Below are 23,051 nucleotides of genomic sequence, written 5' to 3' on the forward strand. Positions count from 1 at the left end.
TGAGCGTTCACCGGTTTCCGGGCCGGCCATGGCATACGAAGAGTTATATACAACTAATCAACAACTGAAATGTCAGTCTGTGCGGTAGGCTACGAGCCGTGTCGGAAGCGGTCAATTCCCCATCGGGTGACGATTCCTGCCGGGGCCTCTCGCAGGCGGAACGGGCCTATCTGACCCTCCGGGAGGAGATCCTCTCCCTGCGGCTGGAACCGGGTGCCCCCGTGCAGGAGGACTCCCTCACCCGCGAGCTCGGCCTGGGGCGCACGCCGTTCCGGGAGGCCGTGAAGCGACTCGCCGCCGAATCGCTCGTGGCCATCTACCCCCGCCGGGGGACGTTCGTGACCGAGGTCAACATCACCGACCACGCCCTGATCGCGGACGTGCGCCGCCGCCTGGAGGGGCACGCGGCACGCAGGGCCGCCGAACGGGCCACCGAGGCAGAACGCGGCGAACTCGAAGGCCTCGTGGGGGCGGTGCGACAGCTCCCACAGGAACGCGAACCGGTCATGGACGTGGACGCCCGGGTCCATCGCACCCTGTACCGCTGCACCCACAACGGTTACCTGGAAAACACCCTCGGGCAGTACTACAACCTGGCTCTGCGCATCTGGGGGCTGTTCTTCGACCGCCTTTCCGACGTACCGGGGCACGTTTCCGAACACGCGGAGTTGCTCAAGGCCGTGGTCGCGGGGGACGAGGAACGCGCGGACCGCATCGCCGTCGAGCACGTCGACCACTTCGAGGACGCCATCCGCCGCGTGATCTGAAGGCCGCACTCCGCCTCGTTCCCGCCTCTCAGCCGTTCGCGGAACCCTCCTGCGTGCCCTCCCCCATCCCAGGGAGTCGGCCGCTCACTCTTAGCCCGAACGTGTGTCTTGACGCACATCGAGATCCGGGCGCATTGTTGCGAGTGACGCACAGGGTTGTTCTAAACGCAACACCGATTCCCAGTATTCACAGGGGGCGGCTATGGCTTCGGTGCTCGATTCACGTGCACGCATCGTGATCATCGGTGCTGGAATCGTCGGATGCAGTACCGCGTACCACCTCGCGCAACGCGGGGTGACGGACGTGCTCGTGGTCGAGCAGGGACCGCTCTTCGCCACCGGGGGGTCGAGTTCCCACGCCCCGGGTCTGGTCTTCCAGACGAGCGGGTCGCAGACCATGACCCAGCTGGCCAGTTACACGGTCGAGCGGTTCAACTCCCTGAGCGTGGACGGCCGCCCCTGCTTCCACCAGGTGGGCGGTATCGAGGTGGCGACCACCCGCGCCCGCTGGGACGACCTGCACCGCAAGCTCGGTCTGGCCACCGCGTGGGGTGTGGACGGCTACCTGCTCACCCCCGAGGAAGTACGGGAACGGATCCCACAGGTGGACCCCGAACGGATCTACGGGGGGCTGTACGTGCCCACCGACGGGATCGCCAAACCCGTGCGCGCCGCCGAGGCGATGGCCCGACAGGCCCGGGAACTGGGGGTGCGTTTCGCCGACCACACCGAGGTGACCGGATTCGACGTGGCCGACGGCAAGGTGCACGCCGTGCACACCTCGCACGGAACGGTCGAGGCCGAGACCGTGTTGTGCTGCGCCGGCATCTGGGGGCCCAGGATCGGTCGGATGGCCGGGGTGTCCGTACCGGTGCAGCCGGTGGCACACCAGTACGCCGTCACCGAACCGGTCCCCGGACTCGAGGCCGGCACGGAGGAGGTCGAGCAGCCCATCCTCCGCCAGCAGGACAACTCGATGTACTTCCGTCAGATCCACGACCGCTACGGAGTGGGCTCCTACCGGCACCGGGTCATCCCGGTCTCCACAGCGGAGATCTCCCCCACGAACGCTCCCGGGCAGGGAGCCGAGGCTCCGCCCGAGGGGGGAGGGTGGAAGGGGATGTCCTCGGTGCATCCCTTCACCCCGGAGGACTTCGCCGAGCCCTTCGAGAACGGGCGCGCGCTGATCCCCGCCCTGCGCCACACCCAGGTCTCCGAGGGCATGAACGGGATCTTCCTGTTCACCGCGGACGGTGCTCCCGTACTCGGACCCACGCGCGAGGTGGACAACTTCTGGCTGGCCGAGGCCGTGTGGATCACCCACTCGGCCGGGGTCGGCAAGGCGATGGCCGAGTGGATGACCGACGGGATTCCCGGCACCGACCTCCGCTCGGCCGACGTACGACGTTTCGAGAACTTCGCGCACAGCGACAGCTACGTGGCCGAACGCAGCGCACAGACCTTCCGCGAGGTCTACGACATCATCCACCCGCAGCAGCCCCCCGAACACCCGCGTCCGCTGCGGACCAGTCCCTTCTACCCCAGACAGCGCGAACTCGGCGCCGTCTTCCTCGAAGCCAACGGTTGGGAGCGCCCGCACTGGTTCGAGTCGAACGCCCCCCTGGTCGCCGGCCGGGAGATAGCGGAGCCGGGAAGCTGGGCCGGTCGCTACTGGTCACCGATCATCGGGGCCGAGCACCAGATCACCCGGGAACGGGTGGCCATGTACGACATGACCTCACTGTGCCGGGCCGAGGTCAGCGGACGCGGTGCGCTGGACCTGTTGCAACGGCTCACCACCAACCAGCTGGACAGGGCACCGGGCTACGTCACCTACACCCTGATGCTGGACCACGACGGCGGAGTTCGTTCGGACGTCACGGTCGCCCGGTTGTCCGAGGACACCTTCCAGGTCGGCTGCAACGGGCAGCGGGACATCGCGTGGATGCGTGATCACGCGGACGAGTCCACCACGGTGCGGGACATCACGGGCGGCACCTGCTGCGTGGGCCTGTGGGGGCCCTACGCCAGGAACGTGCTGCAGTCCCTGGCCGACCGGGACGTCTCCCACGAGGGGTTCCGCTTCTTCCGGGCCAAGCGGATGTTCGTGCGGGAGGTGCCGGTCACGGCGCTGCGCCTGTCCTACGTCGGTGAGCTGGGCTGGGAACTGTACACCTCGGCGGACTTCGGGCTCCGGCTGTGGAACCTGCTGTCCGCCGCGGGCGCCGAGTACGGCGTCATAGCCGGAGGACGAGGTGCCTTCAACAACCTCCGGCTGGAGAAGGGATACCGGGCCTGGGGCGGGGACATGTGGAGCGTCCACACCCCCGACGAGGCCGGACTGGCCTTCGCCGTCAAACCGGACAAGGGCCAGTTCGTCGGTCGGGACGCGCTGCTCCGCCGCCGCGAGGAACCGGTACGACGCAGATTGTGCTGTCTGTCCGTCGACGACGGCACCGTGGTCATGGGATCCGAACCGGTCTTCGCCGACGCCACGAGCGAGCGGGCCTGCGGATTCACCACGAGCACGGGTTACGGCCACAGCGTCGGCCTCAGCCTGGCCTACGCGTGGCTGCCGGCGGAACTGTCCGAACCGGGGACCTCCGTGCGGGTCGCCTACTTCGGGCAGCGACACCCCGCCACGGTGATGTCCGATCCGGTCTTCGACCCCGAGATGAAACGGATGCGCTGCTGACGGCGCACCCACTCCGATCCCTCCGAGATCCGTTGTCGGCCCGTTGTCCCGCGGACCGGCAACCGAGCCAACCAACCCTGCGACCCCACGAGGAGTCCCCCATGAGCATCAACCCGACCCCCGCGATCCTGCAGTACCCCCGTATCCGCAAGTCCCCGTTCTTCTACGCCTCGCGCAGGCACGGGGTGGGGATGTACAGCGTGTACAACCACACCTACCACGCCCGGCACTACGGCGACCCCGTCGCCGAGTACTGGCACCTGCTGAACGGGGTCACGCTGTGGGACGTCGGGGTCGAGCGCCAGGTCGAGATCACCGGTCCGGACGCCTTCGACTTCACCAACATGCTGGTCCCCCGGGACCTGAACAAGTGCCGGGTCGGACAGTGCAAGTACGTGTTCGTCACCGCCGAGGACGGCGGGATCATCAACGATCCCGTGCTGCTGCGGCTCGGGGAGAACCACTTCTGGCTCTCGCTGGCCGACAGTGACGTGCTGCTCTGGGCCAAGGGGCTGGCGTACAGCCTGGGGATGAACGTGCAGATCCGCGAACCCGACGTGGGGCCGGTACAGGTGCAGGGCCCGAAGTCCCGTGAGGTCATGGTCGACCTGTTCGGCGAGTCCATCCAGGACATCCCCTACTACTACGCGGTGGACCGCGAGCTGGACGGCATGGACGTGATCGTCTCGCGCACCGGCTACACCGCCGAGCTCGGGTACGAGATCTACCTGCACAACGCGAGCAGGGACGGGGTGCGGCTCTGGGAGAGGATCTGGGAGGCGGGTCGCCCCTACGACATGCGGGTGATCGGCCCCTGCCACATCCGCAGGATCGAGGCCGGGATCCTCTCCTGGGGCTGCGACATCACCTACGACACCAACCCCTTCGAGGTGGGGTACGGGTTCGAGGCCACCTGGATGGTGGACCTCAACCAGGAGGCCGACTTCATCGGCAAGTCCGCGCTGACCCGCATCTACAACGAGGGAATCAGCCGCAAGCTGGTCGGCGTGGAGATCGGTGGACCGGAGGTGGGCAGCTTCAACGACGGCTCGATGATCGACGTCTTCCCGGTCCGGGACCCGAACGGTCTGCGTATCGGCGACGTCACCTCGGCCTGCTACTCGCCGCGTCTGGAACGCAACATCGGCTACGCCATGGTGCCGATCAGCTACCACGAACTCGGCACCCCGCTCGTGATCGAAACCCAACACGGTCCGCAGGACGCCGTGGTGGTCGAGAAGCCCTTCCTCGACCCCAAGAAGCAGATCCCCAAGCAGTTCGAGCGGCAAGAGGAAGCGGCGGTGTCGAAATGAGCACGAACGAACGGCAACAGCTGCGGCACTACCTGCACCACGCCCGCTACGAAGTACTCCCACTGCGGGGAGCCCTGGAGCAGGCCCAGGACCTCCCCGAGGGGACGACGGTGACGGTGACCTCCTCCCCGGCGAAGGGGATCGAGGCCACTCTGGACCTGGCAGCCAGGCTGCGTGGCGTGGGGATGCACGTGGTCCCCCACTTGGCGGCACGGCTGGTCCGGGACAACGCGCACCTGAAGGACCTGCTGGACAGGATCCACGGCTTGGGGTTCACCGAGGTGTTCGTGATCGCGGGCGACGCCGACCAACCCGCGGGCGGGTTCACCGACGCGCTGTCCCTGCTGCGCGGTATGGACGAGATCGGGGCCCGGCCGTACAGGGTGGGCATCACCGGCTACCCGGAGCCGCACTCCTTCATCCCGGACCGCATGACGATCCAGGCCACCGACGAGAAGGCCCGCTACGCGGACTACATCGTCTCGCAGATCTGCTACGACCCGAACACGATCGCGTCGTGGATCACGGCGATGCGCGACAGGGGGGTGCGTCTTCCGGTCTACGTGGGTGCGCCGGGTTCGATCGACCCGACCAAACTGCTGCGTATCTCCATGAAGATCGGACTGGGTCAGTCCATGCGCTTTCTGCGCAAGCAGCACGGGGTGGTGGGAAAACTGCTCAGTCGCTACACCCCGGAGAACATGTTCGAGGAGCTGTCTCCCTACATCGTCGATCCGGAGTACAACATCGCCGGTTGGCACCTGTTCACCTTCAACGAGATCACCAGAACCAGGCAGTGGGCCGTGGAGACCGCTGACCGGTTGCAGGAGGTGCCCGCATGAACATGCCGTCCGACCTGGACATTTCGCGCTCGTCTCCACGCAGGCCACTGGAGGAGATCGCGGGGCAGCTGGGACTGGCCCCGCACCTGCTCGAACCCTACGGCGGGGACGTCGCCAAGATCTCCCTGAACGCCCTCGACGAGCTCCCCACCGAGAACCGGGCCAAGTACGTCCTGGTCTCGGCGATCACCCCCACCCCGCTCGGTGAGGGAAAGACGACCACCACCGTCGGGTTGGGACAAGCGCTGCGGCACCTGGGTGCGAGTTCGGCCGTGGCGGTTCGACAGCCCTCCATGGGTCCCACCTTCGGTATCAAGGGCGGGGCGGCCGGTGGCGGCTACAGCCAGGTCGTGCCCATGGAGGCGTTGAACCTGCATCTGACCGGGGACATGCACGCGGTGACCGCCGCGAACAACATGCTGGCCGCCATGGTGGACAACCACCTGCACAAGGGGAACCGGTTGGGGCTGGACCCCCACCGTGTCACCTGGCGTCGGGTGATCGACGTCAACGACCGGGACCTGCGCCACGTCGTGACCGGCCTGGGCGGCGGTGACGACGGTTCGCCCCGTCAGACCGGTTTCGACATCACAGCGGCCAGTGAGGTGATGGCCGTCCTGGCGCTGTCCACCTCGCTGCACGACATGCGGGCCCGCCTGGGTCGGATCGTCGTCGGCTACACCTATGACGGTGAGCCGGTCACGGCGGAACAGCTCGGGGCCGCCGGTGCCATGACGGTGATCATGCGGGAGGCCATCAAGCCCAATCTGATGCAGACCGTGGAGAACACGCCCGTGCTGGTGCACGCCGGGCCTTTCGGCAACATCGCGCACGGCAACTCCTCCATCATGGCCGACCTGATCGCCAACAGGTGTGCCGACTACGTGGTCACCGAGGCGGGTTTCGGGGCCGACATGGGGGCCGAGCGGTTCTTCAACATCAAGTGTCGGAACTCGGGGCTTCGTCCCGACGCTGCGGTGTTGGTCGCCACCGTACGGGCGCTCAAGGCCCACTCGGGACGCTTCCGGGTGGTGGCGGGCAAGGATCTCCCCGAGGAGATGCTCGCCGAGAACCCGGAGGACGTGCAGGCCGGGGCGGACAACCTGCGCAAGCAGATCGAGAATCTCCGGCTGCACGGGGTGTCCCCCGTGGTGGCGATCAACGCTTTCCCCACCGATCACGCCAGTGAGCACCAGGCGATCCGCGAGATCGCCGAGCGGTGTGGGGCCAGGGTCGCCGTCAGCACTCACTTCAGCGACGGTGGGAAGGGGGCGGTGGAGCTGGCCGAGGCCGTCAGCGAGGCCGCCACGGAACCGAACGACTTCGAGTTCCTCTACCCCGACTCGGCCGATCTCCACACGAAGATCGAGACCATCGCCACCCGGGTGTACGGGGCCGAGGGAGTCTCCTACGAACCGGCCGCGGAACGGGCGCTGCGCAGTTACACGGACAACGGCTTCGGTTCGTTGCCGGTGTGCGTGGCGAAGACGCACCTGTCGCTGAGTTCCGATCCCGCCCTGCTCGGGGCGCCGACGGGATGGACGCTGCCGGTCCGGGAGGTGCGGGCCTCGGTGGGTGCCGGATTCGTCTACCCGATCTGCGGCAACATGCGCACCATGCCCGGATTGAGTTCCCGGCCCGCCGCGGAGCGCATCGACATCGACGAACGGGGCGAGGTCGTCGGGTTGAGTTGACTCCTCCCGCGTGTTCGTCCGATCCGGCCGCACCGGTCGGTACCGCTCGGCAGCGGTTCCTCCGGTGCGGCCGTTCGTTCGTGGTGTGCCGGAGCGAGTTCTCCGGTTCCTCCCCCGCTTCGCCGTTTCGGGCTAACACGAGAAGATGACATTCCTCCGGCGGACACGGGGAACGGACGCGGGACACCCTTCGCCCGGTAGGAACCGAACTCCGTGATTCCAGGTAAGCAATTTTTCAGAAATACATTCGCGAACATATTTCGCGCATCGTGGGCGAAACCACGGTCCTCGCCCGTCGAGCCTTCCGGACCTCGGGCGGATTTCCCCGCCCGCTTTTCCTCGTGTGACACGAAACACAGACAACGAAAGATCGGCTCGGGAAAAATCCCGGAAAGTTGATCAAGAATTTCTGCTCTCGTCCAGCGCGGCGATCGCGGCGGAAGTACGGTCCGTAACCCCCAACTTGGTGAATATACCGTGCAGGTGATTTTTCACTGTACGCTCCGATATCGACAGGGAACGGGCGATCTGTCGGTTGGACCTGCCGCGCACCAGATGGTCCAACACCTCCCTCTCCCGCTGGGTCAACCGACTCAGCCCGGAGGAATCGGACCTGACGACCTCGTCCTCGTGCTCACCCTCCTCCTCGTTTCCTCCCGACAACCTGATGCGCAGGGTCACCAGCTGGTTTATCTGGTCGACCAGGTGATCCAGGGCCTCCGAGTGCTCCATGGCCTCGCGCAGCATCGCCGTGATGGCCGAATCCAGCGCCTTCCGGTAAGAATCGATCATGAAATGACTCCCGCCACTGTCCACCTGTGTCACCAATCGACCCGACGGTGTCCGAGCCGAGCTCCGGAAGCACCGAGCGTTGATCACGACCAGTCGTCCGCGCCGAGGCTCGCCCGGACGCATCCTGGTTGTCGTCACTGTAGAGGAAAAATCCCACCTTTCCGGCAGTGATGTAGCCCTTACGTTCATCCGATTCGTACTAACGGACCATTGAAACACACACCAATTTCAGCCTGTGACCGACGGTATTGGAACCATCCTCCTATGTGCTCGCACGCTCTTCCCGCAATAGGTTTCGAAAAGTCGAAACAACGACCACTCGATTCATAGGAGATGACCATGTCAGGTAGGACGGCGGTCAGCCGACCTGGCACACCCGCCTCCACACAGGTACCGCCGGGCGAACTGCCCGAACACGGCAGGGACGCTTCCGCCGCGGCGGAGGTGATCAGGAACAGCCTGGACGGCGACACCACCCCGACCATGAATCTGGCCACCTTCCTGACCACCTCCTACGAGCCTGAGGCGGCTCACCTGTTCAACGAGTACCTCGGGTACAACCTGGTCGACCGGGACCAGTACCCCGCTGCCACCGAGATCGAGCAGCGGTGCGTCCGGATCCTCGGTGAACTGTGGAACGGGGACCCCAGGTCCGTGGTGGGAGGAGCCACCACCGGTTCCAGCGAAGCGGCGTTACTCGCGGGGGCCTCCCTACTGCGCCGCTGGGAACACGAGCACCCGAACGGAACGAGCCACAACGGCGAACGTCCCAACATCGTCTTCGGTGCCAACGCCCACGTCTGCTGGCACAAGTTCTGCCGGTACTGGAACGTCGAACCCCGGGTGGCTCCGGTACGTCCCCACACGCTGCACCTGACCCCCGAGGCCGCGGTGGAACTGTGCGACGAGAACACCATCGGCGTGGTCAGTGTGCTGGGCTCGACCATCGACGGCAGCTACGAACCCGTCTCCGCCATCGCCGCCGCGCTCGACGAACTGTCCACCTCGGCCGGAGTGGACGTTCCGCTGCACATCGACGCCGCCTCGGGCGGCTTCATAGCCCCGTTCCTCGACCCCGAGCTGGTCTGGGACTTCCGGATTCCCCGCGTACGCTCCATCAACGCCTCGGGACACAAGTACGGCCTGGTACCGCCGGGGCTGGGGTGGATGCTCTGGCGTGACCAGCGCGCCCGCACCGGATGGCTGAACTTCCGGACCAACTACCTGGGCAGCACTCGCTCCCATCACGAGCTGACCTTCTCACGCTCGGCCGCTCCGGTGGTGGTGCAGTACTACAACTTCGTCCGACTCGGGTTCGAAGGATATCGGGCCGCCCACCGGAGAACCCGCGAGACGGCGGTGAAACTGGCCGACGAACTGGCGGAGATGGGCCCCTTCCACGTGGTGGGCGACGGCCGCCAGCTCCCCGTGGTCACCGTACGGCTGCGGGAGGAGACCAAGAACTGGAAGCTGCACGAACTCTCCGACCACCTGGGCGAGTCCGGTTGGTCCGTGCCGGTGTATCCGCTTCCTCCGGACATGGAGGACGTCGACGTGCTGCGGGTGGTCATCCGCGACGACATGACACCGCAGGAGGCGGAGAGCCTGCTGTCGGGTGTACGGCGCTTCGTGACCGTTCCCTGAGATCTCCAGCCTTCCCCGCGAACGTCCCCCACCCGTGGTGCGGGGCCGTTCCACCGACCCGCACGGCCCCTCGGTTCGGGGCGGCGTTCCTGACGTACTTCCCGGCAGGACACCACCCGAGCGGCATCTCGGCACACCCGGTGCCCCGGAGCCAGCGCCTCGCCGGGACCCCGCCCCCGTTCCCGGCACGAGTCCTCGTGCCCCGGCCGGACACGGGGATCAGCGAGCGGACCGGGTTGCGATGCCCACGCGGCACCGGAGCCCGGAGAGGACAAGAATCCGATGGAAAAGGAGTGGCAATGTTGCCGATCCGTATCGTCTGCAGGCTCAACCGTCAGGAACCGCCCTACGCGGGCAGTGGGATACGTCTGGGGATCTTCCAGGCCGAAACCAGGGTCGGAACGCCGGAGGCGGTGGAGGCCAACCTGCAACGGATGCACGAGGCGCTCCGGGTGGCGGCCTCGTACCGCTGCCAACTGGTCGTCTTCCCCGAGTGCTACGTGACCGGCTACGCGCTCTCCCCGGAGGAGTGCGCGCGGCTGGCCGAACCCAGCTCGGGGCACACCGTCACCACGGCGTGCGAGCTGTCCCGCAGCCACGGCACCGCGATAGCGCTGCCTTATGTGGAACGCTCCCGCTCCGGAACCGTGCACGACTCGATCGCGCTGGTCTCCGAGGGCGAACTGGTGGCCAACTACCGCAAGACCCACCTGTACGGAGCGGCCGAACGCGCCAACTTCACCGCGGGAAGCGAACTGCCGCCCGTGTCGAAGATCAACCAGTACCCGGTCGGCCTGCTGAACTGCTACGAGTGCGAGTTCCCCCCGCTCTACCAGAGTCTGGTGCAGCGGGGAGCCGGTCTCATAGTCGGTCCCACCGCCGCCGACCAGCATTTCGTGCTGCACGACGGCACACCGACCCAGGTCCCCTACCCGGACGCGACCGCGCACATCATCCCCGCGATGGCCTCGGTCTGGCGGGTCTTCGTGGCCTATGCCAACCGACGCGGCTGGGAGAGCACCGAACGGGGGAACTGGCAGTACCGGGGAAACTCGGGAGTGTGGGCCCCGGACGGCAGCACGTTGATGGCGGCGGGCCCCGAGGAACGGTCCGTCGACTCGCTACTGGTCGGTGACTGTGTTCCCGACGAGATTCCGCCGTTCAGCCCGGAGGGGGACCACTTCAGCGATCTCCGGATGCCGCTGCGGGACGAGCTGTTGCCGGCCACCTGATCCCGCGGCAGCTCCTCCACGGGGAAAGCGCCGGCGATCCCGCGGATCCCCTGCGACACGGGTGCACCGCGGACCCGCCCGACTTTCGCGTGGGGGCACGTGGGGGTGTGTCTCGGCGCGCCGACGCCGAGACACCCGTGCCCACCCGTAGTACCGCACGGCGCGCGGAAGCCGGGGGTCACTGCCGTTTGGCGAGCACGGTGGCCATCGGGGCGGTTTCGACCCCCGCCTCCTCGAAACGGGCCCGGATGGTCTCGGCGATTTCCGCCGCGTTCGGTCGGTCGCCGTGCACGCAGATCGTGTCGGCGTCCACGTCGAGAGTCCGCCCGTTCATCGAGACGAGTTCCCCCCGCAGTATCGCCATCGCCTGTTCGGCGCACTGCTGGGGGGACTTGGCCCGGGGAACCGGTTCGATGACGATGTGCCCGTTGTCGTCATACTCCAGGTCGGCGAAGGCCTCGCGCACCACCGGGTAACCGTTGTCCCAGACCCGTTGCGCGGTAGGCCCGGCCAGCAGCACGACGTGGGTGTCCGGTGCCGCGGTGGCCACCGCGTCGACCACGGCGTCGGCCACCGCCTCGTCCCGCAGGGTCAGTCCGTACAGTGCCCCGTGCGGCTTGACGTGGTTGACGGGGACTCCCACGTGGTCGGCGATTCCGCGTAGCGCCCCGAACTGGTACAGGCAGGCCTCGGCCGCCTCCTTCGGGGTGAGCGCCATGGCCCGTCTGCCGAAACCGGCCAGGTCCGGCATTCCCGGATGGGCCCCCACGGACACCCCGGCCTCGCGCGCCAGTGAGAGTGTCCGGTACATCGTGGCCGGGTCGCCGGCATGCCATCCACACGCGATGTTCACCGAGGTGACGAGCGGAATCAGCTGCTCGTCGGACCCCAGCGTCCAGCGCCCGAAGCTCTCTCCCGCGTCCGCGTTGAGATCCACCAGCGTCCGCACTGCACACCTCCTGGCGCGTGATACCGGTCACAAACACTCTACTTCATGTTGACACGTCACGCAGAAGGACGTTGCCCCCGCGAAGCGGGATCGCTCACGCTGTCCCTCGAACGTGCGAACCCCGTAGCGGGACGTCCTGCGCCATCACTCCGCGCGGTGCATGCTCGTGAACACGGGACAGATCGCAGCAAGCCCTGGAGGTCGATATGGCGGAAACACAGGTACGGCTGCCAGAGGCCCGCTACGAGTTCGGCGGAGACGAGTTCGTCTTCGTCGAGTTGGACCGGGAAATGAGCCTGCACGCCAACTTCAAGGCCATGGCCATAACCGGGGCTCTGCGCGAGGAGAACATAGCGGGGATCGTCGACATCTGCCCGTCCAACGCCTCCTATCTGGTCAGGCTCGACCCGGAGAGACTGCATCCGAACGATCTGGTCACCGAACTGCGCAGGCTGGAGCACTCGGCGGGTGACCTGGACGAGGACCTGGTGATCAACACCAGGATCGTGGACGTGCCGGTGCTGTTCGACGACCCCTGGACCAGGGAGACCCTGCTGCGTTTCCGGGAGAACCACCAGGACCCGAACGTCACCGACCTGGAGTACGCCGCCCGGATCAACGGGTTCTCCGAGGTGGGGGAACTGATCGAGGCGATCGGCAGTGCCCCTTTCATCGTGACCATGCTCGGGTTCGTGCCCGGACTGCCCTTCTGCTACCAGATGGTCCCGAGGAGCAGGCAGATCGAGGTTCCCAAGTACGTGCGTCCGCGCACCGACACTCCCGAACGGGCCTTCGGGTACGGCGGGGCCTTCGCCGTGGTCTACCCGGTCCGCGGCGCGGGCGGGTACCAACTGTTCGGAATCGCCCCCGCCCCGGTGTTCGACAACTCCCGGAGTCTGCCCGACTTCCACGACCGCATCGCGTTCCCACGTCCCAGCGACATTCTGCGTTACCGCCCCATCGACCGGAACGAGTACGACCGGCTCCGGTCGGAGGTGGAGGCGAGCACCTTCCGCTACCGCATCCGCGACGTGGAGTTCTCCCCCACCGCGTTCCTGAAGGATCCGGACGCGGTCAACCGCGATCTGCTCAAGGAGTTGTACCGATGAACGAAGTACTAGTCCGTTCGGGAGGGTTGTACACCACGGTCCAGGACGCGGGGCGGGACGGGTACTACGCGATCGGGATGCCGCCGTCCGGCGCCATGGACCGCTACTCCTTCGTGGCCGCGAACATGCTCGTGGGAAACCCGGACTCGGCCGCGGCGCTGGAGGCGACCTACCTGGGCCCCGAGCTGGAGTTCACCGATCCGCGCACGGTCGCGGTGACCGGGGCCCGGGCCCGGGTGACCGTCAACGGCGATCCGGTTCCGCAGTGGACGAGTCTGCGGGTGGCTCCCGGCGACGTGCTGGGCTTCGGCGCGCTCAGCGCCGGAGCACGCCCCTATGTCGCGGTCAGCGGGGGTATCGACGTTCCCGAGTACCTGAACTCGCGTTCCACCTACAAACTCACCGGAATAGGCGGTTTCGAGGGCAGGGCGCTGGCCGAGGGCGACCGTCTCCCCCTGGGGGGACTCCAGGCTCCTCCGCGGGACGGGCTCTCCGTCCCCGAGGAGTTCCTCCCCGAGTTCCCGGAGGTGGTCCAGCTGCGTCTCGTGGTCGGGCTGTGCTCCTACCGGCTCACCGAGCGTTCCCTGGAGTCCTTCCTGGAGACCACGTGGAAGGTCACCAAGGACGCCGACCGCATCGGCTATCGGCTGCGGGGCGGCACGATCGAGTTCGTCGAGCGGGAGCAGCCCTTCGGCGCGGGCAGTGACCCGGCCAACGTCGTCGATCTCGGCTACCCGATCGGCTCGGTACAGATTCCCGGGGGCAACGAGCCGATCATCCTGCTCAACGACGCGGTCACCGGCGGCGGCTACGCGACGGTGGGCACCGTCGTCTCGGCCGACCGCGACCGCGTCGCGCAAACCGGAACCGGTGGTCACGTGCGGTTCACTCCCGTGGACGTCGACACCGCCGTACAGGCCAGGCTGGACCGCGAGACACGGCTGTCCAAGCTCCGCGCGGTCCTGGGGAGGTGAAACGGGGACCGCTCGCGGAGAGTGCCGCTTCGCGGTCGGTCCCGAAGGGGCGCAGCGGTCCTTCCGACCGGTGGGGTCGGTGGACCACTGGCGGTTCCCTCGGTTCCGCCGGAGTCCCGGCGGTCAGGGTGCAACGGCCCGCCAGGGCCACTCGTCGAAGGAGGTTGTCATGTCCACGATGAACGCACAGCTACCCGGTGTGTTCTACCGACGTCCCACGCCGGACCACGCTCCCTTCGTGGAGGTGGGTGGGAAGGTCGAGCCCGGACAGACGATCGCCCTGATCGAGGTGATGAAAACCTACAACGAGGTCAAGGCGGACCGTTCGGGGACCGTCAGCAGGATCCTGCTCGACGACGGCGACGAGGTCGAGGCCGGACAGGGCATTGTCGAGGTCGATGAGGTATGAACGGGCGCGGAAGAATCCTGGTGGCCAACCGCGGCGAGATCGCGGTGCGTGTCGTACGGGCCTGCCACGCGGCGGGTCATGAGGCGGTCGCGGTCTACTCGGACGCGGACAAGAACGCCCGTTGGGTGGAGCTGGCCGACGAGGCCGTCCACATCGGTGGCTCGCCCGCCGCCAAGTCCTACCTCAACACCGACGCGATCCTCGAGGCGGCCAAGTACTCCGAGGTGGACGCGGTTCATCCGGGTTACGGTTTTCTGTCCGAGAACGCCGCCTTCGCCCGTGCCGTCACGGCGGCCGGTTTCACGTTCGTCGGCCCTCCGCCCGAGGTGATCGAGCTGATGGGGGACAAGGCGAGCGCGCGCACGGCCGCCACCGCCGCCGGGGTTCCGGTGGTCCCCGGAAGCAGGCCGGTCGCCGACACCGCGGACGCGCTGCGGGCGGCCGAGGAGATCGGGTATCCGATCCTGGTGAAGGCGGCCGCCGGCGGGGGCGGACGCGGGATCCGCCCGGTACGGGACAGGGCCCAGCTGGAGGAGGTCTTCGCCGGGGCCTGCGCCGAGGCCCAGTCGGCGTTCGGGGACGGGACCGCCTACCTGGAGCGCGCGTTGCCCGGGGCGAGGCACGTCGAGGTGCAGCTGCTGGCCGACGACCACGGCGGGATGGTGCACCTGTTCGAGCGGGACTGCTCGGTGCAGCGGCGCAGGCAGAAGCTGTTGGAGGAGGCCCCCGCCCCGGATCTGCCCGAGAGCACCAGGCGGGAGCTGGGCGAGGCGGCCAGGCTGTTGGGAAGTCACGTCGGTTACCGCAACGCGGGCACGGTCGAGTTCCTGGTCGCTCCGGACGGTGGGTTCTACTTCATCGAGATGAACACACGGGTCCAGGTGGAGCACCCGATCACCGAGGCGATCACCGGTGTGGACCTGGTGGCCGAGCAGCTTCGCGTCGCCGATGGGCAACGGTTGTCCCTGTCCCAGGAGTCGGTCTCCCACCGGGGGGCCGCCGTGGAACTGCGGATCAACGCCGAGGACCCGGACAACGACTTCACCCCCACGCCGGGTGAGATCACCGCCTTCGACCAGCCGGGAGGACCGGGGGTGCGGGTGGACACCGCGCTCACCCGGGGGGATCGGATCAGCCCCTTCTACGACTCGCTGATCGCGAAACTGGTCTGTTGGGGATCCGACCGGCAACAGGCCTACGCCCGTGCCGGACAGGCACTCCGGGAGTTCCGCGTCGAGGGGGTGGCGAGCACGATCCCGCTGCACCGGAGGTTGGTCGAGGACCCGGAGCTGCTCGCGGGGCCGGTGCACACCACCTGGTTGGAGGAGAGGTCCTGAGGTGGTCGCCACCCACGCCGCGGGTGGTGGGCCACCGCCGGATTCTTCCCGGGCCGGGACCAGTGGAACGGTCAGGAACCGTGCGGGGTGTGCGGAAGGGGATGCTGGTGTTCCAGGGCGCTCGGCTGGAGGTGGCCCACGCGGTGTACGGCCTCGTCGAGGAACTGGGCGACGTGGTTGTCGTAGAGCGAGTACACCACGGCTCTGCCGGCGCGGTTGCCCTTCACCAGCCACAGCGAGCGGAGCACGCGCAGTTGGTGGGAGACGGCGGACTGTCCCATCCCGACGGCTTCGGCCAGCTGGGTGACCGAACGGGCTCCCCTGCGCAGTTCGCTGAGGATCAGCAGACGGGAGGGAGTGGCCAGCGCCTGGAGCGTTTCGGCGACGGAAACGGCCGACTCGTGGTCCAGGCGTGCGGCCGGCGCGGTCGCTTCACCGAGTCCGTGACCCATGGCGGGCAGTCTATCCGAGCCGCCGAGCAGCGAAGCGCGCAGCGCTGGGGCTTCCGTACCCACCGCCGGTTCCGTGACGTCCGGCACGTCTTGGCCGGGCCTTCCCGGGACGGTTTCGCCGGGATTGTCCTCCTGTTCGTCGGGGGCTGCCGGGGAGTTCGGTCACAGTCGATTGCTCCACCCTTATTCTTAGTTAAGATCACTAATGGAATTGGTCGTGTTCGGTCGGGAGGAATCCGATGACCACACACTCGGACTGGGACATCGCGACGGGAGTGGGGTTCACCGCCCTGGTGGTCGCGGCGGGTCGGGCCGTCGAGAGCGGCAGACCACACCGACTGATCGACGATCCCTACGCCGCCGAGCTGGTACGCGCGGCGGGAACCGGAACCCCCCTGGCCACCGATCCCTGCGAGGCGGATCCGGTGATGGCCCACCTGGCCGACCACATGGCCGTGCGTTCGCGGTGTCTCGACGACTGGTTCGACCGCGCCTGCTCCGCGGGTGTGCGCCAGGCCGTGGTGCTCGCCAGCGGACTCGACACCCGGGCGTTCCGCCTGAGCTGGCCGGAGGGGTTCCGCCTGTTCGAGATCGACCGCCCCCGGGTACTGGAGTTCAAGGACTCGGTGCTCTCGGGTCGGCAACCCGGCTGTGACCGGCGCACGGTCGGCGTGGACCTGCGTGAGGAGTGGTCCGGCGAACTCGAACGGGCCGGCTTCGACAGGACGGCCCCCACGGCCTGGCTCGCCGAGGGGCTGCTGCCCTACCTGCCCGCGAGGGCCGAACGTCGCCTGCTGGAGACGGTCCACTCCCTGTCCGCACCGGGCAGCCGCGTGGCGGTCGAGCAGCTTCGACGGATCGACCTGATGAGCGACGTGGTGCCGAAACTGCCCGCCACCGAGTGGGGCGTGGACCTCACCGCGTTGTTCGCTCCCGAGGACAAGCCCGATCCGGCCGGGTTGTTGGGCGAGCTCGGCTGGCGAACGGGCCGACGGGATCTTCCCCGGATCGCCGCCTCCTACGACAGGAGGCTTCCCTCCGAGGAAACCCTGGCTCCGCTCACGGAGAACACGGCGATACTGTGCGCCGAGCTGTCCGGGTGACCGCCCGGCCGTCGCCCCCGAGGTGGTGAAACCGCGCCGGACACTCCGGCGCCGCGGCGACGGACCCGGCCGGTATCCCGCGTCTCAGACGACGTCCAGTTCGACGTCCACATTGCCCCGCACGGCGTTGGAGTAGGGGCACACGCCGTCGGCGGCACGGACCAGTTCGAGAGCCCGCTCACGGTCCGCGCCCGGAATCTCGACCAGCAACGCAACGGACAGGCCGTATCCGCCCGAGCCGTCGGCGCCGATGCCCACGCGGGCGGTGACCGAGGAGCCCTCGACGCTCACCTTCTCGCGTCGGGCCACCAGCTGCAGGGCACTGTGGAAGCAGGCCGCGTAGCCGGCGGCGAACAGTTGTTCGGGGTTGGTGCCCTCTCCGCCCGCTCCGCCGAGTTCGCGGGGAACGGACAGACCGAGGTCCAGCACCCCGTCGGAGGACCTGGTGTGCCCGCTTCGTCCCGCACCGGTGGCCGTGGCCTCGGCCGTGTAGGAGGTCGTCATGGTGTGACTCCTTGTCGCGATTTCCGCTTTCTCCAATATAGTAGCCTAAAACTAAGTTTTGCGCAATCTTTTTGGGTGGCCTCGCCCCGCACCGACGAAGCGAGGTCTCCGTCCCGTCGCCTCCCCGGCGGAGACGACGGGACGGGGTTGATCAGTACTGCTCGATCCGGCCCACCGAGGTCACCCGAACCACGGCCACCCCGGCCTCGTCGGAGGCGGGCAGGTCGACCTCTGCGCTGATGCCCCAGTCATGGTCGCCCTCGGGATCGTCGAAGATCTGCCGCACCAGCCAGCGGCGGGACTCCTCGGTGACCATGAACAGTGCCGGTCCCCGCGCGTCGGCTCCGGTACCGAGCTCGTCGTACTCGGCGAAGTACTCGTCCATGGCGGCTCGCCAGTCCTCGGCGGTGAACCCGCCCTCCGCGTCGAGCTCGCCCAGTTCCTCGTAGCGCTCCCGCGCGGCCAGCTCGACCCGACGGAACAGGGCGTTGCGCACCTGCACCCGGAAGGCCCGCCTGTTCTCGGTGAGTCGGCCCGGCCCCTCGTCGGCGGGTTCCTCCGCGTCGGTCTGCGCGGCGGGGTTGCGCAGCCGCTCCCACTCGTCGAGCAGGCTGGAGTCCACCTGGCGCACCAGCTCACCGAGCCATTCGATGATATCGCCGAGTTCCTCGTTCTTGGCGTCGTCGGGCACGGTGTGCCGCAGCGCCTTGTACACGTCGGCCAGGTACCGCAGCACGAGCCCCTCCGAGCGGGCCAGCCCGTAGTGGTTGACGAACTCGACGAAGTTCATCGCCCGCTCGTACATGTCCCGGGCCACCGACTTCGGCGACACCTCGTGCTCGGAGACCCACGGGTGCCCCTGCCGGTAGGTATCGTAGGCGGCCTCCAGCATCTCGGCCAGCGGTTGGGGGTGGGTGATCTCCTCGATCATCTCCATCCGCTGCTCGTACTCGATGCCCTCGGCCTTCATCCGGGCGATGGCCTCGCCGCGCTCCTTGGCCTGCTGGGCGCTCAGCACCTGGCGCGGGTCGTCGAGGGTGGACTCGATGACGGAGAGCACGTCGAGCGCGTAGCTCGGCGAGTCCGGGTCGAGCAGTTCGATGGCGGCCAGCGCGAACGGCGACAGCGGTTGGTTGAGCGCGAAGTCGAACTGCAGGTCCATGGTCAGCCGCACGAGCCTGCCCTGCTCGTCGGGCTCCTCCAGCTGTTCGACCACACCGGCAGCCAGCAGGGCGCGGTAGATCGCGATGGCGCGCAGCATGTGCTTGCGCTGGGCCGGGCGGCTCTCGTGGTTGTCGGTGAGCAGCCTGCGCATCGCCGCGTAGGTGTCGCCCGGCCTGCTGATCACGTTGAGCAGCATGGCGTGGGTGACGGTGAAGCTGGAGGTCAACGGCTCGGGTTCGGCCTCGACCAGCTTGTTGAAGGTCTTCTCGCTCCAGGAGACGAACCCCTCGGGGGGCTTCTTCTTGGACACCTTGCGGCGCTTCTTGGGGTCGTCACCCGCCTTGGCCAGGGCCCGCTCGTTCTCGATGACGTGTTCGGGCGCCTGCACCACCACGTATCCGTCGGTGTCGTAGCCCGCGCGTCCGGCCCGGCCCGCCACCTGGTGGAACTCCCTGGCCTTGAGGTGGCGGGTGCGGGTGCCGTCGAACTTGGTCAGCCCCGTCAGCAGCACGGTGCGGATGGGGACGTTGATGCCCACGCCGAGGGTGTCGGTGCCGCAGATGACCTTGAGCAGCCCCGCCTGGGCGAGCTGCTCGACCAGCCGCCGGTACCGCGGCAGCATCCCGGCGTGGTGCACGCCGATCCCGTGGCGGATCAGCCGGGAGAGGGTCCTGCCGAAACCGGCCGTGAACCGGAACCCGTCGAGTCTGGCGGCGATGGCGTCGCGTTCGGCCCTGCTGGCCACGTTCATGCTCACCAGCGCCTGGGCCTGCTCCACGGCCGAGGCCTGGTTGAAGTAGACCACGTAGATGGGGGCCTGGTGCCCACCCAGCAGCTCCTCGATGGTCTCGTGCAGCGGGGTCATCGCGTACCGGAAGGTCAGCGGAACCGGGCGCTCGGCGGAGCTGACCACGGCGGTCTCCCGACCGGTGCGGCGGGTGAGGTCGTTCCGGAAACCGGTGACGTCGCCGAGGGTGGCCGACATCAGCACGAACTGGGCCTGGGGCAGTTCCAGCAGCGGCACCTGCCACGCCCAGCCGCGCTGCGGCTCGGAGTAGAAGTGGAACTCGTCCATGATCACCTGACCGACCTCGGCGCGGTCGCCGTCACGCAGCGCGATGTTGGCCAGGATCTCGGCGGTGCAGCAGATGATCGGGGCGTCCGGGTTGACGCTGCTGTCTCCGGTCAGCATCCCCACGTTGTCCGCGCCGAAGGTCTCGACGAGCGAGAAGAACTTCTCGGACACCAGCGCCTTGATGGGCGCGGTGTAGAAGCTGCGTTGCTTCGTCGCCAGGGCCGCGAAGTGCGCCCCCACCGCGATCAGACTCTTTCCCGAGCCCGTGGGGGTGCTGACGATCACGTTGGATCCGGACACCACCTCCATCAGCGCCTCTTCCTGCGCCGAGTAGAGCTCGTAGCCCTGTTCACCGGTCCAGAGCCTGAAACTCTCGAACAGGGTGTCCGCGTCGGTGTAGGGAGCCGGGGGAAGCAGGTCGATAAGCGTCATCTCGTCTCCATCTTCCCTGTTCAGCTTCCGTGGTGGGCACGTGGGGTCACCCACACCCGTTCGGCCGATGATCGGCCTCCCTGGCGCTCCCGGGGCGATAGGCTCGTGCGCGTCGAGAACGTACGGGCACGACGGAACGGACGATGACCACGGTTCGGTGCAGTTACTGGGAGTTCGGCGCGGTGGTGCGCCATGAGAGGCAACGTCACGAGGCCGGGTTGGTGCGCGGGGTGCTCGGCCGCAGGAAGTTCGTGGTTCCCTCCTTCGTGACCTCACGCAACAGCGGCCTGGAGGAACCGGCGGACCCGGATGCCGTGCTGGCCGAGGCGGAGCGCAGCATCCGGCGGCGCGGATGGATCGAGGAGGACGGCCAGCTGGCCGACCAGCCCTACGAGTTCGTCACCGCCCTGGTGCACGGCTCCTCCTGCGGTTTCCTCCAGATCGGCGATCCCGACGCCGACGAGGTGCGCGTGGTGGTCGCGGTGCAGCAGGGGCTGGCCTTCCGGATCTGGATGTGTCGGGACGAGGTGGTCATCGACGAGGTGCGCGCGGCCGACGCGTGGAAGGCGCTGGCGGCGTACCTGCCGTCGGCGGAACCCGCCGAGGGCAGGCCGGTGACGGTGCCGAGTTCCCTGTTGGCCGAGGTCGCCGAGGCCACCGACGGCCCGGGGGAGCACCACCTGCGCATGGCTCACGCGCTCCGCGAACGCGGCGTTCCCGCCGAGCGGGCCAGGGCCCTGGGCGAGTACAACCGGATGGTCGACCGCACGACGACGCAGATCGCGGTGGCCGCCCGGGACACGCGTGGTGCGCTGCACATCGGCCCCCGGGCGATCAACCTGCACCACGCGCCCTCCGGCCGGGTGGCGATCGTGCGCCAGCCTCCGGACGGCTCCACCACCACGGTCGGTCCCGCAGACCTGGCCACGGTCGCCGACACCACGGAACGACTCGTGCGGGAGCTGCACGAGGACCTCGGGGACGAGTGAGCGCACCGTCCGAGCACCACGGGAAACCGGTGCCCAAAGAGGACGTCCGCTGAGCACACGCGTGGCGCGTACGTGCGGACCGCGGTCCTTTTCCGGTCGTTGTGGACCACGGCCGCCGGCGTGTGTGCGAGGATCTTCTCCCGATCACGGAGATGTGCGAGCACGTGTACCGAACGAGAGGGGGCACGGATGGGGCTTTTCGGATGGTTCTTCGGCTCGGACGGGCAGAGCGGCCGGGCCGGGGCCGCGTTCGACCACAGGAAGATCTACGAACAGTGGCAGAGCGGCCCCGGTGTGACGAGCATGTCGCAGGCCGCCGGGCAGTGGCAGCAGCGGGTCAGCAAGGCCTTCGACGAGGCGCACTCCGAACTGGAGGCGGTACTGAAGGACTCCCAGGTGGCCATGCGGGGCGCCGCCGGTGACCGGATGCGGGAGAGCGTCACGCCGTTGAAGCAGGCCACGCAGGAGTCGATCACGGTCGCCGCCCAGGCCGGCTCGGCGGTCGAGCAGCAGGCCCAGGGGTCGGCGGACTTCAAGAACAGCTTCCCCAAGCCCTACGACGTCCCCCCGGCGAACATCGGCTGGTCCGACTACCTCAGCCCGACCAGCTACGCGCTCAAGTCCGGGGTGCACGCGGCCCACGAACAGAACCGCGACGAGGTCGAGGCCGAGGCCCGACGCCAGTACGAGAGCTACACCCAGGCCAGCAACGATCGGGTCAACGGTATCCAGCGGTTCTCCCCGGTGCCGACGTTCTCCGGAGACGTCCGCGCTGTCGAGACGAACCCGGTGGGCAGGATCGACCCGAGCATGAGCGGGCCCGGATCCGGGGGTGGCTCCGGTGTCGGTTCGGGCGGTACCTACCGCACCTCGGACGGTTTCGGTTCCTCCGGTGGGGCCGGGGGTGCGGGAACCGGAGGTGTCGGCTCCGGTTCCGGTTCCGCCGGGAGTTCCGTGCCGCCCGCCGCGGGCAGCGGTTCGGCGTGGACTCCTCCTCCCTCCACCGGAGGCCCGGCTCCCACACCGCCTCCGGGTTCCGGAGGCGGGTCCGGAGGTGGCTCCGGCGGCGGTGTCGGCGTCGTCGGCGGCCCGGGCGGATCCGGAGGCGGCCGTGGTGGCCCGGGCACCGGGGGACGCGCGGGCTCCGGTTCCGGTGTGCGCGGCGGCTCCGGAACCCGGGGTGGTTACGGCACCGGGTCCGGCACGGGCTCCGGCCGGGGAACGCTCGGCCCGGGTGGCCGCGCCGGGGTCGGTGGTTCGTTCGGTTCCGGCGGTACGACCTCGGGTGCGGCGGGAGGTGCCTCCACCGCTCGCGGCGGGTCCGCGATGGGACCGGCCGGTGCCGGTCGCGGGGCAGGCCGAAACGGCGAGGAGGACGCCGAGCACGAGACCAAGTACGTGCTGCCCACCGACGAGGCGTGGGAGGACCTGGGTATCCCCCGCACCGCCCCGGCGGTGATCGGCGGGGACCTCGAACCGCCCCGTCGCTCCTCGGAGGAGGAGCGACGCTGACGCGGCGACCGGCGGGGGCGTGGACAGTGCCTGTCGGATGACTGGCCGGGTGCCGTCGGCGTT

The 23,051-nt window shown here is 68.2% G+C and carries 19 protein-coding genes; 14 read left to right on the top strand and 5 right to left on the bottom strand.

Annotated elements, in window-relative coordinates; genetic code table 11:
- Positions 1–98 precede the first annotated feature (98 nt).
- The 5 genes from ACTMO_RS0110260 to ACTMO_RS0110280 all read left to right on the top strand — a co-directional run bounded on the left by ACTMO_RS0110260 (position 99) and on the right by ACTMO_RS0110280 (position 7,311).
- The gene (locus ACTMO_RS0110260; RefSeq protein ID WP_019854602.1) at positions 99–767 is read left to right on the top strand and encodes a GntR family transcriptional regulator; all 669 of its coding nucleotides are present in this window, start codon (positions 99–101) and stop codon (positions 765–767) included.
- Between the two features lie 202 nt (positions 768–969).
- Positions 970–3,462, top strand: coding sequence for a GcvT family protein (locus tag ACTMO_RS0110265; RefSeq protein ID WP_019854603.1), 2,493 nt, complete (start codon positions 970–972; stop codon positions 3,460–3,462).
- Between the two features lie 101 nt (positions 3,463–3,563).
- Positions 3,564–4,775, top strand: a complete 1,212-nt coding sequence (locus ACTMO_RS0110270; RefSeq protein WP_019854604.1) for a glycine cleavage T C-terminal barrel domain-containing protein — start codon at positions 3,564–3,566, stop codon at positions 4,773–4,775.
- The gene (locus ACTMO_RS0110275; protein WP_019854605.1) at positions 4,772–5,617 is read left to right on the top strand and encodes a methylenetetrahydrofolate reductase; all 846 of its coding nucleotides are present in this window, start codon (positions 4,772–4,774) and stop codon (positions 5,615–5,617) included. The genes ACTMO_RS0110270 and ACTMO_RS0110275 overlap by 4 nt, the downstream gene beginning before the upstream one ends.
- On the top strand, positions 5,614–7,311 hold the full coding sequence (locus ACTMO_RS0110280) for a formate--tetrahydrofolate ligase (RefSeq protein ID WP_019854606.1): 1,698 nt from the start codon (positions 5,614–5,616) through the stop codon (positions 7,309–7,311). The genes ACTMO_RS0110275 and ACTMO_RS0110280 overlap by 4 nt, the downstream gene beginning before the upstream one ends.
- Positions 7,312–7,710: 399 nt before the next feature.
- Here the strand turns inward: ACTMO_RS0110280 and ACTMO_RS0110285 are convergent, their stop codons facing one another.
- Entirely contained in the window at positions 7,711–8,103 is a 393-nt protein-coding gene (locus ACTMO_RS0110285; protein ID WP_019854607.1) for a helix-turn-helix transcriptional regulator, read from the bottom strand.
- Between the two features lie 339 nt (positions 8,104–8,442).
- On the opposite strand from ACTMO_RS0110285, the gene gad reads away from it, so the two are divergent.
- Both gad and ACTMO_RS0110295 read left to right on the top strand, forming a co-directional pair.
- Positions 8,443–9,747, top strand: coding sequence for a glutamate decarboxylase (gene gad / locus ACTMO_RS0110290; RefSeq protein WP_157062858.1), 1,305 nt, complete (start codon positions 8,443–8,445; stop codon positions 9,745–9,747).
- Between the two features lie 299 nt (positions 9,748–10,046).
- A complete protein-coding gene (locus tag ACTMO_RS0110295; protein ID WP_019854609.1) occupies positions 10,047–10,979 on the top strand; it encodes a nitrilase-related carbon-nitrogen hydrolase in 933 nt (310 codons plus the stop codon).
- Positions 10,980–11,157: 178 nt separating this feature from the next.
- Here ACTMO_RS0110295 and ACTMO_RS0110300 read toward each other — a convergent pair whose 3' ends face one another.
- On the bottom strand, positions 11,158–11,928 hold the full coding sequence (locus tag ACTMO_RS0110300; protein ID WP_019854610.1) for a LamB/YcsF family protein: 771 nt from the start codon (positions 11,926–11,928) through the stop codon (positions 11,158–11,160).
- Positions 11,929–12,134: 206 nt separating this feature from the next.
- On the opposite strand from ACTMO_RS0110300, the gene ACTMO_RS0110305 reads away from it, so the two are divergent.
- From ACTMO_RS0110305 to ACTMO_RS0110320, 4 genes are all read left to right on the top strand, one after another.
- Complete coding sequence (locus ACTMO_RS0110305; RefSeq protein WP_019854611.1) at positions 12,135–13,037, top strand: 5-oxoprolinase subunit B family protein; 903 nt, start codon at positions 12,135–12,137, stop codon at positions 13,035–13,037.
- On the top strand, positions 13,034–14,011 hold the full coding sequence (locus tag ACTMO_RS0110310) for a 5-oxoprolinase subunit C family protein (RefSeq protein ID WP_026449072.1): 978 nt from the start codon (positions 13,034–13,036) through the stop codon (positions 14,009–14,011). Before ACTMO_RS0110305 ends, ACTMO_RS0110310 begins: the two co-directional genes overlap by 4 nt.
- Before the next feature lie 169 nt (positions 14,012–14,180).
- A complete protein-coding gene (locus ACTMO_RS0110315) occupies positions 14,181–14,420 on the top strand; it encodes an acetyl-CoA carboxylase (RefSeq protein ID WP_019854613.1) in 240 nt (79 codons plus the stop codon).
- On the top strand, positions 14,417–15,757 hold the full coding sequence (locus ACTMO_RS0110320) for an acetyl-CoA carboxylase biotin carboxylase subunit (RefSeq protein ID WP_019854614.1): 1,341 nt from the start codon (positions 14,417–14,419) through the stop codon (positions 15,755–15,757). Before ACTMO_RS0110315 ends, ACTMO_RS0110320 begins: the two co-directional genes overlap by 4 nt.
- Before the next feature lie 71 nt (positions 15,758–15,828).
- On the opposite strand, the gene ACTMO_RS20895 is transcribed toward ACTMO_RS0110320, so the two are convergent.
- Entirely contained in the window at positions 15,829–16,209 is a 381-nt protein-coding gene (locus tag ACTMO_RS20895; RefSeq protein WP_033401876.1) for a metalloregulator ArsR/SmtB family transcription factor, read from the bottom strand.
- 239 nt (positions 16,210–16,448) lie between these two features.
- On the opposite strand from ACTMO_RS20895, the gene ACTMO_RS0110330 reads away from it, so the two are divergent.
- Entirely contained in the window at positions 16,449–17,312 is an 864-nt protein-coding gene (locus tag ACTMO_RS0110330) for an SAM-dependent methyltransferase (protein WP_019854616.1), read from the top strand.
- A gap of 84 nt (positions 17,313–17,396) precedes the next feature.
- Here ACTMO_RS0110330 and ACTMO_RS0110335 read toward each other — a convergent pair whose 3' ends face one another.
- Positions 17,397–17,816 carry an organic hydroperoxide resistance protein gene (locus ACTMO_RS0110335; RefSeq protein ID WP_019854617.1) on the bottom strand — a complete coding sequence of 140 codons (420 nt, stop codon included), beginning with the start codon at positions 17,814–17,816 and terminating at the stop codon, positions 17,397–17,399.
- A gap of 151 nt (positions 17,817–17,967) precedes the next feature.
- Entirely contained in the window at positions 17,968–20,487 is a 2,520-nt protein-coding gene (locus ACTMO_RS0110340; RefSeq protein ID WP_019854618.1) for a DEAD/DEAH box helicase, read from the bottom strand.
- Positions 20,488–20,630: 143 nt separating this feature from the next.
- Here ACTMO_RS0110340 and ACTMO_RS21995 point away from each other — a divergent pair, with 143 nt between their 5' ends.
- Positions 20,631–21,476 (top strand): ESX secretion-associated protein EspG, encoded by an 846-nt coding sequence (locus ACTMO_RS21995; RefSeq protein ID WP_019854619.1) that lies wholly within the window; start codon positions 20,631–20,633, stop codon positions 21,474–21,476.
- A 189-nt stretch (positions 21,477–21,665) separates the two neighbouring features.
- The gene (locus ACTMO_RS23910; protein ID WP_019854620.1) at positions 21,666–22,988 is read left to right on the top strand and encodes a PPE domain-containing protein; all 1,323 of its coding nucleotides are present in this window, start codon (positions 21,666–21,668) and stop codon (positions 22,986–22,988) included.
- The last annotated feature ends 63 nt before the right edge of the window (positions 22,989–23,051 follow it).

The organism is Actinopolyspora mortivallis DSM 44261, from assembly GCF_000384035.1.
Taxonomy (GTDB): Bacteria; Actinomycetota; Actinomycetes; order Mycobacteriales; family Pseudonocardiaceae; genus Actinopolyspora; species Actinopolyspora mortivallis.

Excerpts from the sequence above, each read along its gene's own strand:
- ACTMO_RS0110265 (WP_019854603.1), top strand. The coding sequence starts at position 970 with ATGGCTTCGGTGCTCGATTCACGTGCACGCATCGTGATCATCGGTGCT.
- ACTMO_RS0110270 (WP_019854604.1), top strand. The coding sequence starts at position 3,564 with ATGAGCATCAACCCGACCCCCGCGATCCTGCAGTACCCCCGTATCCGC.
- ACTMO_RS0110275 (WP_019854605.1), top strand. The coding sequence starts at position 4,772 with ATGAGCACGAACGAACGGCAACAGCTGCGGCACTACCTGCACCACGCC.
- ACTMO_RS0110280 (WP_019854606.1), top strand. The coding sequence starts at position 5,614 with ATGAACATGCCGTCCGACCTGGACATTTCGCGCTCGTCTCCACGCAGG.
- ACTMO_RS0110285 (WP_019854607.1), bottom strand. The coding sequence starts at position 8,103 with ATGATCGATTCTTACCGGAAGGCGCTGGATTCGGCCATCACGGCGATG.
- gad (WP_157062858.1), top strand. The coding sequence starts at position 8,443 with ATGTCAGGTAGGACGGCGGTCAGCCGACCTGGCACACCCGCCTCCACA.
- ACTMO_RS0110295 (WP_019854609.1), top strand. The coding sequence starts at position 10,047 with ATGTTGCCGATCCGTATCGTCTGCAGGCTCAACCGTCAGGAACCGCCC.
- ACTMO_RS0110305 (WP_019854611.1), top strand. The coding sequence starts at position 12,135 with ATGGCGGAAACACAGGTACGGCTGCCAGAGGCCCGCTACGAGTTCGGC.
- ACTMO_RS0110310 (WP_026449072.1), top strand. The coding sequence starts at position 13,034 with ATGAACGAAGTACTAGTCCGTTCGGGAGGGTTGTACACCACGGTCCAG.
- ACTMO_RS0110315 (WP_019854613.1), top strand. The coding sequence starts at position 14,181 with ATGTCCACGATGAACGCACAGCTACCCGGTGTGTTCTACCGACGTCCC.
- ACTMO_RS0110320 (WP_019854614.1), top strand. The coding sequence starts at position 14,417 with ATGAACGGGCGCGGAAGAATCCTGGTGGCCAACCGCGGCGAGATCGCG.
- ACTMO_RS20895 (WP_033401876.1), bottom strand. The coding sequence starts at position 16,209 with ATGGGTCACGGACTCGGTGAAGCGACCGCGCCGGCCGCACGCCTGGAC.
- ACTMO_RS0110330 (WP_019854616.1), top strand. The coding sequence starts at position 16,449 with ATGACCACACACTCGGACTGGGACATCGCGACGGGAGTGGGGTTCACC.
- ACTMO_RS0110335 (WP_019854617.1), bottom strand. The coding sequence starts at position 17,816 with ATGACGACCTCCTACACGGCCGAGGCCACGGCCACCGGTGCGGGACGA.
- ACTMO_RS0110340 (WP_019854618.1), bottom strand. The coding sequence starts at position 20,487 with ATGACGCTTATCGACCTGCTTCCCCCGGCTCCCTACACCGACGCGGAC.
- ACTMO_RS21995 (WP_019854619.1), top strand. The coding sequence starts at position 20,631 with ATGACCACGGTTCGGTGCAGTTACTGGGAGTTCGGCGCGGTGGTGCGC.
- ACTMO_RS23910 (WP_019854620.1), top strand. The coding sequence starts at position 21,666 with ATGGGGCTTTTCGGATGGTTCTTCGGCTCGGACGGGCAGAGCGGCCGG.